Below are 14,386 nucleotides of genomic sequence, written 5' to 3' on the forward strand. Positions count from 1 at the left end.
CCCAGATGGCTCAGGCAGCCATCGGCTCGGCCTCCGGGGCGGGTGAACCGGCCGGTTCCGCGGAATGGAAGCCCGGCAGGAACCGGTCCACGAACGGGATCATCACCTGGATCAGCGGTCCGATGGCGAACGCGTACACCACCGTGCCCACTCCGACGCTGCCACCGAGGATCCAACCGACGGACAACACCGTCGCCTCCAGCCCTGTCCTGATGACCCACACCGGCTTGCCGGTGCGCCGAACCAGGCCAGTCATCAGGCCATCACGCGGACCGGGCCCCATGCCCGCGCCGATATAGAGCACCGTCGCAATCGCATTGAGCATCACCGCCGCACCCATGGCCGCGATCCGGATCGGCAACGCGTGCAACTCCGGCAGCAACCACAGCCCCGCGTCCACCGAGACGCCGATGACCACGACATTGCTGACCGTGCCCAGACCCGGCCACTGCCGCAGGGGAATCCAGGCCAGCAATACCGCCGCGCCCGTAATCGCCACGACCGTACCGAAACTCAGCGGCACCTGATCGGCCACGCCCTGGTGGAACACATCCCACGGATCCAGGCCGAGCGCGGCGCGGATCATCACGGCCATGGAGAAGCCGTACAGCCAGAGTCCGACGTACAGGGCGATGAGGCGGCGCAACAACATTGACCGAGCATGGCGACAACTGGCATGAAACCGGTAGAGCCAGTTCCGAAGATCTGGACTCCGAGCTGGATATATCTTTTCGTACGAGAAACCGCGCAACGCCGTAGTTACGACGCGCGGAGACGCCGTTGACCGCGAGGACCGGCCCGACGTAATTTTGGTTCTCCGATGCGCCGGAGTTCTCATCGGCGCGAACAGCGGGTCCGTGATGTCTGGAGCGTCGGATGATTCGACGCTGGAGGCGTTATGCGGCGGGACTACGCATGGCTCGGGGTGCGGACGCGCGGATTCACGGGGTGTTCGCCCAAGGTTCGACACTGGTGGCGCGCCGGGCTGATCGGGGCGGTGACGCTGCTGGCGGCGGTGGTGGCGGCGCCCGGCACTCACGCCGACATCCCCTATCCCGACAATGATCCGTTCTACGCGGCGCCGATCAACCTGGGAGAGTTCATAAACGGGGCAATCCTCAACTCCAGGCCGATCGCCGTCTTCGGGCTGCCGCTCCCGGTGGCGGGCTGGCAGGTGCAGTACCGCACCACCGATTCCGCCGGGGAGGCCGCCGCCGACGTGGCCACCGTCATGACGCCGCTCACGCCCTGGACCGGTCCCGGCGACCGCCCGCTGCTGTCGTATCAGATCGCCGAGGACAGCCTCGGAACCCGTTGCGCCCCATCGTTCGCGCTGCGCGGCGGGCGCGACTTCTCCATTGCCACCACCCTGCTGGACGTGCCGTTCCTGGCCGAGGCGCTGCGCCGTGGCTGGGCCCTGGTGGTGTCGGACTACGAGGGCTCGCAGTCCCGCTTCTTCGACGGCGTGAACTCCGGCCGGGCCGTGCTGGACGGCGTGCGCGCCGCCAAATCCTTTGCACCACTGGGTATCACGGACGCCAGTCCGCTCGGAGCCTGGGGCTACTCGGGCGGCGCCTTCGCCACCCTGTGGGCCATGCAGCTGCGGGCGAGCTACGCGCCCGAGATATGGTTCGCCGGCGTGACCTCCGGTGGCGTGCCCGCCGATATCCCCGCCATCGCCCGCAGTGTGGACGGCAGCTATCAGGCGGGGCTCGCGGTGCTGATCCTGCTCGCTTTGGCGCGCAACGATTCCGGCTCCGGGCTGGCGGACGCGCTCGATGACAACGGTCGTGCGCTGCTGGCGCAGGAGGCGACCTCCTGTGGCGGCGATCTGGTGGTCCACCACTTCTTCCAGCACGCCGACGACTACTCGACCGTCCCGGACATCCTTGGCAGCCAAGCCTTCCGGGCCGCCGCCGACCATCAGGAGCTGGGCGGCTGGGCGCCGGACGTGCCGCTCTACCTGTACCACAGCAACAACGACGACGTGATTCCGTCGGTGGGCTTCAGCGCCCTCGTGGACCGCTACTGCGCGCTGGGCGCGAACCTCACCGCCATACACTCGGCGATACCGGGCCACAATCCGGCGGCTGCCGGAGAAGCCTTGGGGGCCATGGACTTTCTGTCGGATCGCTTCAACGGCGATCCGGTGGACGCCGGGTGCACCGTGCGCTGACGATCGTCCGCAGCCGTCGGTGCACCCGCGTCGGATCGTTACCGATCGCCGGGCTGGGCCCACTTCGTGGTGCCGGGCGCCGCGTTCAGCGTGTTGATCAGGTCGATGCCGGCGATGAGCAGGGCGGGCCCGCCGACCACCAGGGTGCCGATGACCGCGCCGACAGCCGCGGCGACCGGTACGGTCGCCAAACCGAAAGCGCCACCGAGGAATCCGATCGCGCCGACTGCCGCGCCCACCGCCAGGCCCAGGAAACTGCCGATGGCCGTGCCGATGCCGAACTGGGTGCTGAACGCATCCATGGCGTGCTGGTTCTCGTTCGTCGAGGCCACCGGGTGCAGTACCGGCGTGGCCGCCGCGACGTCCTTGACCGCGGTCAGGGACAGGGTGGCACCGTCATCGCTGACGGCGCCCGGCACCGGGTAGCTCAGGCCGTCCTGTTCGAAGGCCAGCGGCAGGCTGAGGACGGTCGCGCCCGCGGAGTCCTTGATGTTCACCGCTCCCCCGGCCAGCTCGAAGCTGCCGTTGGTGAGGGTGGTGACGACGGTATTGCCGACCAACTGGGTCTGGTAACCGATATCGGGCACCGCCGGATCCGCGTGTGCCACACCGGCTCCGGCGATGGCGACAGCCGTGACAACCGGCGCGGCGATAGCGGTGATCTTGCGCAGCATCATGGGTCTTCCAATCTTCATCAGGTGTTCGTGGCAACACACGGCTCAGTTGAAAGAATTCCCCCTTTGCGACTGCGAGCCCGTGCTGCATCAGCAACGCGTTCTACTGACAGACACGGTAGCGCGGGGCACCGACACCCAGAATTATTTTCGGCTCGGGTGTTGTTAGAGAAGCAGTTCGACGCCGATACCCAAGGCGCACACCAGAGCCACCACCAGCAGCGCCACCGCATCGGCGCGCCCCGGCGACCCCGGGCGGGCGGTCAGCTCGCCGGTGCCGCCGCGGGTGGTGATGGCCTCGCCGAGTTCGCCCGCCCGCCGGCTCGAGACCGCCATGCTCGCGGTCAGAATATCGACCAGCGGGTTCTCCGACGCGCGATGCAGCAGCGAATCCTTGGGCCGCAGTTTGCGAGCCGCGCGCAGGATGCGCATCTCCTCCAGCAGCAGCGGCAGGCCGCGCAGGGTCAGCGCGACCACCACCGCCCACTCGTCCACCGGAATCGCGTGCCGGACTCCGTGGCGTGTCCAGCCGATGCGCTTCAGCGGCGCACCCAGTCGGGCCAGCGCGGGCGCCACCTCACCCATCGGCGTGGTCCAGGCGACCAGGAACGACGCACCCAGCAGCAGGAAGCCGAACAGGATCACCTGCGCGTACCGCAGCAGCGCCGACGCGCCGACGGGCGCGTTGATGGCCGCCCCGATGAGCACGCCCGCCCAGATCCACCACGGGAGGCGGGGCAGCGTGCCCAGCGGCAGCTTCGCCAGCAGGAACACCGCCACCAGGAACAGCGTCGCGACACCGAGCAGGCCCCAGGTCGGGATGAACATGAGCAGTACGCTGACGGCGAAGACGCCGATTATCTTGGTACCGGCCCAGAGTCGATGCACGGGGCTGTCGACGGGGACCTCGCGGAGGACGACACTGCTCATCGGACACCTCCGGTGAAATCCTGAATTCGGTTGTCGTGCACTGTGTTGGAACCGTTCTCGACGAGGCGGCCGTCGCGCAGGTGGACGGTGCGGTCGCACACCGCGGCCATGTCGGACACGTCGTGCGAGATGACGATGAGGGTCAGGCCCGAATCCCGGAGCCGGGCAAGCAGTTCCACCACTCCGGCGCGGCCCTCCGGATCGAGCCCGGCCAGTGGCTCGTCGAGCACCACGACCTGGGGGTGGCTCGCCACGATCGCCGCCAGCACCACCCGCTTGGCCTGCCCGCCGCTGAGCTCCTCGACCGAGCGCGAGGCCAGCGCGCGGTCCAGCCCCACGGAGTCGAGGGCACGTGCGACCGCGTAACTGCCGCGGCCGCCCCAGTCCTCGATCTCGGTGCCGACGTCCTGGCGCTGCAATTGCAGGCGGGAATGCTGGAAGGCCAGCTGCACGGCCCCGATCCGCTTGTGCACCGGACGGGTCGTGCCCATGGGTTCGCGCAGCACACAGCTGCCGGCCGTCGGCATGGTCAGCCCGGCCATGATCCAGGCCAGCGTGGACTTGCCGGAACCATTGCCGCCCACGATGAGCAGGGCTTCGCCGCGGCGGACGCTCAGGTCGATGTCGTGCAGGGCGGGCGCTTCCCAGGGGGTGCCGCGGTTGTAGATGTGGCCGACGCCCTGCAATTCGAGGACGGCGTCGCCCATGGGCCGGCGGCGTGGATCACGGACGGGGCGCGGCCAGGCGGGCAGATGCCCGACCGAGCGGCCCTGTTCCAGATGGACCACCCGATCCGCGGCGGCCGCGTCCGCCTCGTGATGGGTCACCAGGACCACGGCCATCGGATGCCTGCGCGGCAGGTCGGCCAGCAATGCGACCAGGTCGCGACGGCCATCGGGGTCGATCATCGAGGTCGCCTCGTCGGCGATGAGCAGCGTGGGCTGCCGGGCCAGGGCGGCGGCGACCGCGAGCCGCTGCTGCTGGCCGCCCGACAGGGTCGAGGTTTCGCGGCCGCCCATACCGGTCAGGCCGACCTCGGCCAGCAATCCGTCGATATCGACAGCCGCGGCGTCCGCGGTGGGCAGGCCCCACACCACGTCATCGGCGACGAGCACGCCCAGCGTCTGGCTCTCCGGTCGCTGCAGCACCATCGCGGTGCCGCCACGCACACCCAGACCCGCCGCGCCCGGCCGGGTGACGGTGCCCGCGGTCGGCGGGCGACCCGCGAGAATCCTGGTGAGCGTGGATTTTCCGGACCCGTTGTGGCCGACCACCGCCACGAATTCGCCGACGTCGACGGTCAGGTCGATGTTGTGCAGGGCATCGGCGCGCGCTCCCCGGTATCGGAACGCGACCTCCCGCAACGTGACCGGCAGCGGCGCGACCGGACGCGGGTCCGCGGGCGCGTCCAGCAGGCTGTCACGGCCCGGCAGCCAGGACAGGCGATCCAGCACCCGTCCGAGCACGAACCAGGAGAACACCCCGCTGACCAGCATGGCCGCAATGATGCCGCCGCCCACGAAGGCCCACCACCAGTGCAGGACGGTGTCGGTGTAGCTCGCGACCGCGCGGCCCAGCGGTTCCAGCGCAGGCTGGCGCGCCGCGAGGTTTTCGATGCCCTCGGCGGAATTGCGGATGTTGTCGAACAGCAGGTGCCGAGACTGCGCGAAGGCCAGCAGCATGCCGACCGTCAGAGCCGCCATGGCGGATCCCGCCACAGCCGACAGCGCCACCACCGCGGGCAGACCCCCGCGCCTGCGCTTGACCGTCCCGATGATCCCCCCGATCACCGCCACACCGACCAGATTCTCCGCGGGCAGCAGTCCCGCCGCCACGAACGTCACCAGCGTCCCCGCGATGGTGGTCGCCAGCTGCGCCCGGAACCGGTGCCGATGCGCCAGCAGCCCCATGGGCACCGCCGCCACCAGTTGCAGCGCCGCCGCGAACGGCACCAGCGACCCCAGCGTCACCAGCCCCACCGTCGCCCCGCCCAGCACGGCCGACGCGGCCAGCTCGATCGGCCGCAACGCTCCCGTGGGAAGCGTCGCCCCGGCACTGCTCCCGGCACGGGACACGCCAGCCTGCTCGGCCAGGCCACCGCGAATCTGGTACGAATCGGTCACGCCTACCAGTCTGCCGTGTCCGCACCCCAACCCACCGCGACCTCTCAACATCTCCACAGACTGCGGGCAATGCCGCCACGAATATCCGCCGTCGATCAGTGGGAACACCGACCCCTATGGCACAGCCCACCCGGTCGTCCGGCGGATCGGACCGCATTACCGGCCGCTAGGCCGGGCGCTGGTCGATGAGGTTGGCGAAGATGTGGGTGATACGGGCGGTGAGGGCTTCGGGGGTGGTGCCGGATTGGGTTGCGCGGAGGCCGAATTTGCCGTCGACGGTGAGGGCGGCCATGCCGTGGGCCAGCGACCACCAGGCCAGAGCCATGGTTTCGGCGTCGGTGGCGGGGAGGAAGCCGGAGCGGACAGCGTCGGCAACTGCGGATTCGAGGATGGCGTAGGCGGCGTCGCCCGCAGCCTCGGTGTCGGGGTGCTTCTCGGGCTGGGAGAGCTCCGGGCGGAACATGATCCGGAAGTAGGCGGCGTGGTCGCGGGCGAAGCCGACGTACCCCTCGGCCATGGCGAGCAGGGCGGCGCGCGGGTCGGGGGCAGCGGTGCGAGCGGATGTCATTGCGGCGCCGAGTATTTCGAAGCCGCGGGCAGCGAGGGCGGACATCAGGGCGGCACGGTCGGCGAAGTGGTGGTAAGGCGCGCCGGGGCTGACGCCGGCTTCGCGGGCGACCTTGCGCAGGCTCACCGCGGCCAGGCCCTCGGACTCGATCAGCTGCAGGGAGGCGCGCAGTAGTTCTTCGCGGAGGTCTCCGTGGTGATAGCGGTCCTTGGTCGGCGGCATGGGATGAGCGTAAGGGGTTGACGGCTCCCGGCCTCGGAATCTATACATTGTTTAGATTCTAAGCACTGATCAGATTGGAGACAGGCAATGTCCGATCTCGTTCTCGTCACCGGCGCCTCCGGCTATGTCGCCGGCCAAGTCATCCAGGAACTGCTCCGCCAGGGCTACCGGGTGCGCGGCACCGTGCGCTCGGCCGCCCGCGCCACCGAGGTGGCCGAACTACTGCCCGGCGTGGAGCTGGTCGAGGCCGATCTGGGTTCGGACGCGGGCTGGGCCGCGGCCGTCGCGGGCTGCCGCTACGTGGTACATACCGCCTCGCCCTTCCCCTCCGGCGTACCCGAGCACGAGGACGAACTGGTCCGCCCCGCCGTGGACGGCACGCTGCGGGTGCTGCGCGCGGCCGCCGCTGGCGGTGTCGAACGGGTCGTCGTGACCTCCTCCATCGCGGCGGTCGAGGTCGGCAACGAAGGGCATCTGCTCACCGAGATGGACTGGTCCGACACCGCGCGGTGCGACGCCTATCAGAAGAGCAAGACCCTGGCCGAGCGCGCCGCCTGGGACTTCGCCGCCGAACACCCGAATCTCGAACTGGCCGTGATCAATCCGGGCATGATCATCGGCCCCGTCCTGCGCGCCGAGGCCGGCACCTCGGTGGACGGCATTCGCGCCCTGTTGGCCGGGGGCATGCCCGGCGTCCCCCGCCTGAACTTCGCGACCGTGGATGTCCGCGACCTCGCGGTCGCGCATCGCCTCGCCATGGAAACCCCGCAGGCCGCGGGCAATCGCTACATCTGCGCGGGCGAGGAAGTCTCCTTCCCGCAGATGGCGCAGATCCTCGCCCAGCGCTACCGGGTGGCGACCCGCGTGCTCCCCGACTGGCTCGTACGCCTGAGCGCCCGATTCAACCCCGACGCCCGCACCGCCGTCCGCTTCCTCGGCCGCGCAGCGCACCTGAGCGCGGCCAAGGCCGAGCACGACCTGCACTGGACGATGCGCCCCGTGGCGGATTCGCTGCTCGACACCGCCGAGAGCCTCATCCACTTCGGCCTGGTCGCAGCTCCCCGATCATGATTCGCCGGAGCGGTAGGGTGGCGAAAGAGGGTGGGGCAGTGGGAGATTGCGGAGGGCTCATGCGGCGCGGGAACGGGCTGGAGATTCCGGAGACGCTCGAGGACGTGTGTTCGCCGGAGAAAATGGCTGTCGTCGTGTACGACATGCAGGTCGGGGTGCTCGGACAGCTCGACGACGGGCCGGCGATCACCGAACGGGTCGTGCGGGTCGTCGAGGCCGCCCGCCGCGGCGGCTACCCCGTGATCTTCCTGCGGCACTTCTTCCTGCCCAAGCGCCTCATGGGGACCTTCGCGCTGCGCATGGCCATGAGCTGGCAGGGCGTGAACTCCGCGGACGACGTGGTGCCGATCCTGCAGCGGGACACCCCGGGATTCGAGCTGGTACCGGAACTGCGGCCGCAGGACGGCGAGACCGTCTTCGACAAGACCTCGATGTCGGCGTTCGAGGGCACCCCACTGGCCTCCACCCTGCGAGACCTCGGGATAGGGGCGTACGCCATCGTCGGTGTCGCGCTCGAGATCGGCATCGCGCCGACGGTGTGCCACTCCACCGATCTGGGTTTCATCCCGGTGGTGATCCGGGACGGCGTCGGCGGGCGGGACGAGCCCGGACAACAGCGCGCCTGGGACGATTTCACGTTCCAGGGCCACGCCATCGTCACCGATATCGACAGCATGGTGCCGCTGCTCGAGCGGTCGAACTAGCCGAAACGGTCAGTCGGAGCTGGGAATCCAGGCCGGATGCCAGAGGCGTCCGGTCTCGGTCCAGTTCATGAAGCGCACGGTGCCGGTGAGTTTCGGCGTCACCCACACCGCGTCCTTGCGCTCGTCGGCGGTGAGTTCATTGTCGAACGGACTGGTCTTGCGTTCCAGGCGGCGCAGCCGATCGGCGAGGTCGCTCATCTCCTGCTCACTGAACCCGGTGCCGACCCGGCCCAGGTAGTACAGCTCCCCCTCGTGCGGAACACCGACCAGCAGCGAAGCGAACTGCCGCACCTCCGATCTCCGGTAGCCGCCGACCACCACCGACAGCGTCCGCCAGTTCCGGGTCTTGATCCACGACTGCCCGCGCCGCCCGGGCAGATACACCGAGTCCCGCCGCTTGGCGACCACACCCTCCATGCCGTGATCCTGGCTGTACCGCAGGGCTTCCGTACCCGACCCGCGCAACTGTTTCGGCACGATCAGCGAACGCGCCTGACCGGCAAGGGCTTCCAGCACTCGCCGCCGGTCATCGTAGCGTTTGCGGACCAGCGAGGTGCCGTCCAGATACAGCAGATCGAAGGCCAGGAAGACCGCCCGCGTCGAATCCTCCCGCAGCAGGCCGAGATTCGCGCCGCCGTGATCGTCGAAGACCACCGCCTCGCCGTCCAGCACCGCGCTGTGCCCGGACAGTTCCGAACCCAGCACCGCCAGGCCCGGATACTTCCCGGTGACCACATGCCCGGCCCGGCTGCGCAGCGTGACCGCGCCGTCCTCGATCTCGGCGATCAGCCGGAACCCGTCCCACTTGGTCTCGAAGGCCCAGTGCTCGGCGTCGAGGGTCCCCACATCACCCGCCGTCGCCAGCATGGGCTTCAGTCCCCGCGGCATGGGCGCGGGGGTGCGCGGCGGCGCGACCGGAACCGGTTGCGCCCCGTTGTCTTTCACCCCCGGCGGCATCTGATCCTTCATCAGGTGCATGAGCCACTGGTTGCCATTGGTCTGGATCAGCGCGTACCGCCCCGTCAACCGCCGCCCGCGCAGCCAGACGATGACCTCGTCGTCATGCCACTTCTCGGTCTCGTAGGTGCCGGTATCCCAGATGGTCATCTCGCCGCCGCCGTACTCGCCCTTGGGGATCGTCCCGTGGAAGGTGAGGTATTCCATCGGATGGTCCTCGGTGTGCACGGCCAGCCGGTTCTCGCCGGTATCGGTGGGCGGGCCTTTGGGCACCGCCCAGGAGGCCAGCACGCCCTCGCGTTCCAGCCGGACATCCCAGTGCAGCCGCCGGGCATGATGCTCCTGCACCACGAACCGATCCCCCGACCCGGCGGCGGGCGGGCCCGGCGGCACCGGTTCGGGCGTGCGCCGCGGGTCGCGCATCGATCGGTAGGTGTCGAGCCGGTCCAGAACCGGTTCCGGCAGTGGCTCGTCCAATCCGTCGAGCAGATCCCCTTGCTCCCGCCAGCGCCGCAGCACCTCGTCGAAGCGCAAGTGCCGCAGCCGTTTCGGCTTCTCGATCTCCGTCCAGGCCCGCGGCGCGGCCACCCACGGCTCGGTGCGCCCGCGCAGCGAATACGGCGCGATGGTGGTCTTGGCCGGATTGTTCTGGCTCCAGTCCAGGAACACCTTCCCGCCACGCGAGGATTTGGCCATGGTGGCCGTCACCAGCTCCGGCCGCAGCTGCTGCAGGTTGGTGGCGACCTGCTTGGCAACCGCCGACGCCCCGTTCGGCCCGAGTCTGCGGTCCAGCGGCACGTAGACGTGAATTCCCTTGGAGCCGCTGGTGACCGGGTAGGCTTCCAGTCCCACCTCGCGCACCACGTCCCGCAGGATGAGCGCCACCTCGGCGCACTGCGCCAGCCCGGCCCCCGGCCCGGGATCCAGATCGAAGACCAGCCGGGTGATGTCCCCGACCTCGGCCCCGTCGAAACGCCATTGCGGCACATGCAGTTCCAGCGCCGCCTGCTGCCCGAGCCAGGCCATGCCCGCGAGATTGTCGATGAGCGGGTACGTGACCGGCCGGTCGGAATGCTGAACCGTCCTCCGCTCCAACCACTTCGGCGCGTGCTCGGCCAGATTCTTCTCGAAGAACGACTGCTCGTCCACCCCGTTCGGCCACCGCTTGCGGGTCACCGGCCGTTGCGCGATATGCGGCAGCAGGGCCGGGGCGATGGCGGTGAAATAGTCGATGACCTCCCCCTTGGTGGTCCCGGTAGCCGGGTACAGCACCTTGTCGAGGTTGGTCAGCCCAACCTCGATACCCCCGAAATCCCTGCGGGACCCCATGACAGCAGTTTAGGTCCGGGTCCCGGCAAAGACCGGCAACCCGAACCGGCCCGGAAGAACTCGCGCCACCCGTGAAATGCCAACGGGCCGTTCAGGTCAGCGACGGGGGATCCCGCCACTCCCGAACAGCCCGTGGAACGACCGGTGCGACCGCTGCGAGACGCCGCGACGATTACGCCGGAGGCTGTTCGCCTTCCGCGGCCTCCGGCGCGAGTTCCGGGGCCGGTTCGGCCGTCGCCTCGGCGGGTGCCGGCTCCGCGGCCGGTTCGGCCGCGGGAGCCTCCGCGGAGGCCGCTGCCGGCGCCTCGACGCCCGCCTCGGGCTTGATGGCGGACTTGATCGCCTCCGCGCCCTTGTCGATCTGGGAGGAGAACTTCCCCCCGGTCTTCTCGTCGATCACATGTCCGGCCTTATCGACCGCCTGCTCGATCTTCTCGGCGTTCTGGGCCGCCACCTCTCTGCCCTTGCCGACCAACCCCTTGAGCGTGTCCATGAGACTCACAGCGCTGCTCCTTCGAACTCGGTCCCGTTATTGGCGGACATCTTCCCACCACGAATCCCGTGGTGACAGGCCGATCGGGTCGATTCGCTCACCCGGCTTCGGCACGGCGATGCGTGTCCCCGCCGCCTCTGCCGCCTCGACCAGTCGCCGGACCGGCTCCGACCAGCCGTGGAAAGCCAGATTGAAGGTGGCCCAATGGATCGGCACCAGCAGCCCGTAGCCCGCATCGCCGACACCCAGATCGGCGTGGGCGCGCACCGCCTCCTCGGGGTTCATGTGCACATCCGGCCAGTGCCGGTCATAGGCGCCGATGGGCAGCAGGGTCAGGTCGAACGGGCCCAGCCGCGCACCCGCCTCCGCGAAGGCCTTGGTGTAGCCGGTGTCGCCGCCGAAGTAGACCCGGCGGGTGGGACCGGCGATCGACCAGGACGCCCACAGCGTGGTGTTGCGCACCAGCCCGCGGCCGGAGAAGTGCCGCGCCTCCGCGCAGGTGATCACCAGATCGGTGCCGTCACCGTGATCCCGCTGCAGCTCCGACAGCGAAACCGAAGCGGCCCAGTCCAATTCGACAATGCGATGCTCGGGCACCGCCCAGTGCCGCAGATGCGCGCCGATGCCGATCGGCACGATGAACACGCAGTCCTGACCGTCCACCAGCTCGATCACGGTGTCGCGATCCAGATGGTCGTAGTGGTCGTGGGAGATGAGCACCGCGTCCAGCGCCGGCAGCTCCGACAGCGGCGACGGCACCGGATGCAGCCGGGCCGGACCCACCAGCGGCGACGGCGAGACCCGCTCGCTCCACACCGGATCGGCCAGCACCCGGTAGCCGTCCACCTCGATCAGGCAGGTGGCGTGCCCGTACCAGGTGACGGCCAGGTCGCCCGCCTGCTCCGGCAGCGCGGGCCTCACCAGTGGGATCGTCCCGACCGGGCGGCCCCGGTTGCGCTGGGTGGCCAGCTGATACAGCAGCTCCAGCGGGGAACCGGTGATCTGGCTGCTCGGTTCGGTGTTGTGGAACTGCCGATTGCGATAGGTGGTCGCCCCGTGCGCCGTCGGCGCGATGGCGGACATGGAGGCGCCCATGGCGGAGGGAATCCCCCACGCCGCCCGCACCAACCAGGAAAGACCGAATGCACCCGCAGACATGCCCACCAGTTTCCGCGCATTCGCGGTCGCGCGCTGCTCGTTCATTTGCCCTCGAACTTCGGGGACCGCTTCTCCTGGCGTGCCGCGCGCGCCTCCTGCGCGTCGGAACTCTGCCACGCGGCGTCCAGGGCCGCGGTCTGCTCGAGGGAGTCCGGGCCGCGGGTGTCGTCATCGTTGAAGACCAGTTTCAGATGCCGCAGCGACAGTGGCGCGAGTTCGGCGATCTGCTTGGCCCAGGCCTGCGCGTCGGCCAGCGTGCCGATCCGGTTGGCGAAGCCGAAGTGGTACGCGTCCGCGGCCTGCACCCGCTCGGCGCCCATCAGGATGGTGCGCGCCGGGCCGGGCCCGATCAGGTTGGACAACCGGCGCACGGTCCAACGGTCCACGGAGATACCGAGTTTCGCCGCCGGAACGGCGATGAAGGAGTCCGGTGTCATGACCCGCAGGTCCGACGCCAGGGCCAGCTGCACGCCCGCGCCCAGCGCCCCGCCGTTGATGGCCGCGATCACCGGCACCGGGATCGTCTCGATGGTGTGCAGCATGCCGAGCAGCCCGGTCAGGAACTTGTCCGAATACACGCCGTCCAGATCCGCGCCCGCACTGAAGATCGGCCCCTGGCCGGTCAGCACGATCACCCGGGCCGAGGTCGCGGCCTCCTCGAGCGCCGCGCGCAGCAGCCCGATCAGCTCCTCGTTCAGGGCGTTCCGTCGATCCGGACGCTGCAGTTCGATGGTCACTACCTCGCCATCGCGGCTGACTCCGAGCATCTGTCCCTTCCCCACTGTCCAACTCACCTGCGCTGTCGACCCATGATCGGCCTTCACTCTAGGTGCGCGTACCGTCGGGTCGGTGACCGCAGCACCCGATGTCGACATCCTCGTAATCGGCGCCGGGCAGGCCGGTTTATCGGTCGGCTATCACCTGCGGCGGCTCGGTTTGCGGCCGGAGCAGGACTTTCTCATTGTCGACCACGCTCCCGCGCCCGGCGGGGCGTGGCAGTTCCGGTGGCCGTCACTGACATTGAGCAACGTCAATCGGGTGCACGATCTTCCGGGCATGTCGTTCGCGGAGACGCTGCCCGAGGGCTCGGAGAACGCGCAGGCGGCCACGGCCGTCCCGCACTACTTCGAGCTCTACGAGAAACGCTTCGATCTGCGGGTGCGCCAGCCGGTGTCGGTCAGCCTGGTGTGCGACCGGGCCACCGCGGCCACCTGCCCGGATCAGGAGGTCGACGGGCTGCTGCACGCGGAGCTGACACCGGACGCGACACTGCGGGTGCGCGGGCTGGTCAATGCGACGGGCACCTGGGACAAGCCGTTCATTCCCTACTACCGGGGCGCGGACACCTTCACGGGACGTCAGCTGCACGCCCACGATTACCGCACCGCAACGGAATTCGCGGGCAAGCACGTGGTCGTGGTGGGTGGCGGGATCACTGCCATCCAACTGCTGGACGAGATCTCGCAGGCCACCGGCACCACGTGGGTGACCCGACGCGAACCCGTGTTCCGCTCAGGGCAATTCGCACCCGAAGACGGGCGGGCGGCGGTGGCCCTGGTGGAAGACCGTGTGCGGCGCGGACTCCCGCCCGGCTCCGTGGTCTCGGTCACCGGCCTGCCCGAGGACGCACGGGTGCGGGCCATGCGCGACCGCGGCGTGCTGGACCGGCGGCCCATGTTCGATCACCTCGAAGCCGATGGAATCCGCTGGGCCGACGGCACTTTCCAGCACGCCGACGTGATCCTGTGGGCCACCGGATTCCGCAGCGCCCTCGACCATCTGGCCCCGCTGCGGCTGCGCGGCCCCGGCGGCGGCATCACCATGGGCGGTCGGCTCGCCACCCGGGTCGAGGCCGATCCGCGCATCCACCTGATCGGCTACGGGCCGTCCGCCAGCACCATCGGCGCGAATCGCGCGGGCCGGGCCGCAGCCGTCGAATTGACCTCGTACCTGGGCATTCCCACCCGGCACGAACCGTGAG

General features: G+C 69.4%; 13 protein-coding genes. 4 read left to right on the forward strand and 9 right to left on the reverse strand.

Features of this window, described 5'->3' with window-relative positions; all coding sequences use genetic code 11:
* Positions 1 to 10: 10 nt before the first annotated feature.
* On the reverse strand, positions 11 to 652 hold the full coding sequence (locus ACIRRA_RS01120) for a YitT family protein (RefSeq protein ID WP_402761436.1): 642 nt from the start codon (positions 650 to 652) through the stop codon (positions 11 to 13).
* Positions 653 to 898: 246 nt separating this feature from the next.
* Between ACIRRA_RS01120 and ACIRRA_RS01125 the strand changes: the two genes are divergently transcribed.
* Entirely contained in the window at positions 899 to 2,176 is a 1,278-nt protein-coding gene (locus tag ACIRRA_RS01125; RefSeq protein ID WP_402761439.1) for a lipase family protein, read from the forward strand.
* 38 nt (positions 2,177 to 2,214) lie between these two features.
* Here the strand turns inward: ACIRRA_RS01125 and ACIRRA_RS01130 are convergent, their stop codons facing one another.
* The 4 genes from ACIRRA_RS01130 to ACIRRA_RS01145 form a co-directional block, all read right to left on the reverse strand.
* The gene (locus ACIRRA_RS01130; RefSeq protein WP_402761442.1) at positions 2,215 to 2,871 is read right to left on the reverse strand and encodes an ammonium transporter; all 657 of its coding nucleotides are present in this window, start codon (positions 2,869 to 2,871) and stop codon (positions 2,215 to 2,217) included.
* 144 nt (positions 2,872 to 3,015) lie between these two features.
* Positions 3,016 to 3,780 (reverse strand): energy-coupling factor transporter transmembrane component T family protein, encoded by a 765-nt coding sequence (locus tag ACIRRA_RS01135; protein ID WP_402761444.1) that lies wholly within the window; start codon positions 3,778 to 3,780, stop codon positions 3,016 to 3,018.
* A complete protein-coding gene (locus ACIRRA_RS01140; RefSeq protein ID WP_402762224.1) occupies positions 3,777 to 5,855 on the reverse strand; it encodes an ABC transporter ATP-binding protein in 2,079 nt (692 codons plus the stop codon). The genes ACIRRA_RS01135 and ACIRRA_RS01140 overlap by 4 nt, the downstream gene beginning before the upstream one ends.
* Positions 5,856 to 6,069: 214 nt before the next feature.
* Positions 6,070 to 6,693, reverse strand: coding sequence for a TetR/AcrR family transcriptional regulator (locus ACIRRA_RS01145; RefSeq protein ID WP_402761447.1), 624 nt, complete (start codon positions 6,691 to 6,693; stop codon positions 6,070 to 6,072).
* Between the two features lie 87 nt (positions 6,694 to 6,780).
* On the opposite strand from ACIRRA_RS01145, the gene ACIRRA_RS01150 reads away from it, so the two are divergent.
* Together ACIRRA_RS01150 and ACIRRA_RS01155 are read left to right on the forward strand one after the other, a co-directional pair.
* A complete protein-coding gene (locus ACIRRA_RS01150; RefSeq protein WP_402761450.1) occupies positions 6,781 to 7,764 on the forward strand; it encodes an SDR family oxidoreductase in 984 nt (327 codons plus the stop codon).
* A gap of 59 nt (positions 7,765 to 7,823) precedes the next feature.
* Positions 7,824 to 8,468, forward strand: coding sequence for a cysteine hydrolase family protein (locus ACIRRA_RS01155; protein ID WP_402761453.1), 645 nt, complete (start codon positions 7,824 to 7,826; stop codon positions 8,466 to 8,468).
* A 9-nt stretch (positions 8,469 to 8,477) separates the two neighbouring features.
* Here the strand turns inward: ACIRRA_RS01155 and ACIRRA_RS01160 are convergent, their stop codons facing one another.
* From ACIRRA_RS01160 to ACIRRA_RS01175, 4 genes are all read right to left on the reverse strand, one after another.
* Positions 8,478 to 10,754 carry an ATP-dependent DNA ligase gene (locus ACIRRA_RS01160; protein WP_402761456.1) on the reverse strand — a complete coding sequence of 759 codons (2,277 nt, stop codon included), beginning with the start codon at positions 10,752 to 10,754 and terminating at the stop codon, positions 8,478 to 8,480.
* 172 nt (positions 10,755 to 10,926) lie between these two features.
* Positions 10,927 to 11,247, reverse strand: coding sequence for an antitoxin (locus tag ACIRRA_RS01165; RefSeq protein WP_402762226.1), 321 nt, complete (start codon positions 11,245 to 11,247; stop codon positions 10,927 to 10,929).
* Between the two features lie 36 nt (positions 11,248 to 11,283).
* Positions 11,284 to 12,405: an MBL fold metallo-hydrolase gene (locus ACIRRA_RS01170; protein WP_402761459.1), complete on the reverse strand. Its 1,122-nt coding sequence runs from the start codon at positions 12,403 to 12,405 to the stop codon at positions 11,284 to 11,286.
* Between the two features lie 41 nt (positions 12,406 to 12,446).
* Positions 12,447 to 13,172, reverse strand: a complete 726-nt coding sequence (locus tag ACIRRA_RS01175; RefSeq protein WP_402761462.1) for an enoyl-CoA hydratase — start codon at positions 13,170 to 13,172, stop codon at positions 12,447 to 12,449.
* A gap of 82 nt (positions 13,173 to 13,254) precedes the next feature.
* On the opposite strand from ACIRRA_RS01175, the gene ACIRRA_RS01180 reads away from it, so the two are divergent.
* Entirely contained in the window at positions 13,255 to 14,385 is a 1,131-nt protein-coding gene (locus ACIRRA_RS01180; protein WP_402761465.1) for an NAD(P)-binding domain-containing protein, read from the forward strand.
* Position 14,386: the final 1 nt, after the last annotated feature.

The sequence above is a fragment of the Nocardia sp. NPDC101769 genome (genome assembly GCF_044766925.1).
Lineage (GTDB): Bacteria > Actinomycetota > Actinomycetes > Mycobacteriales > Mycobacteriaceae > Nocardia.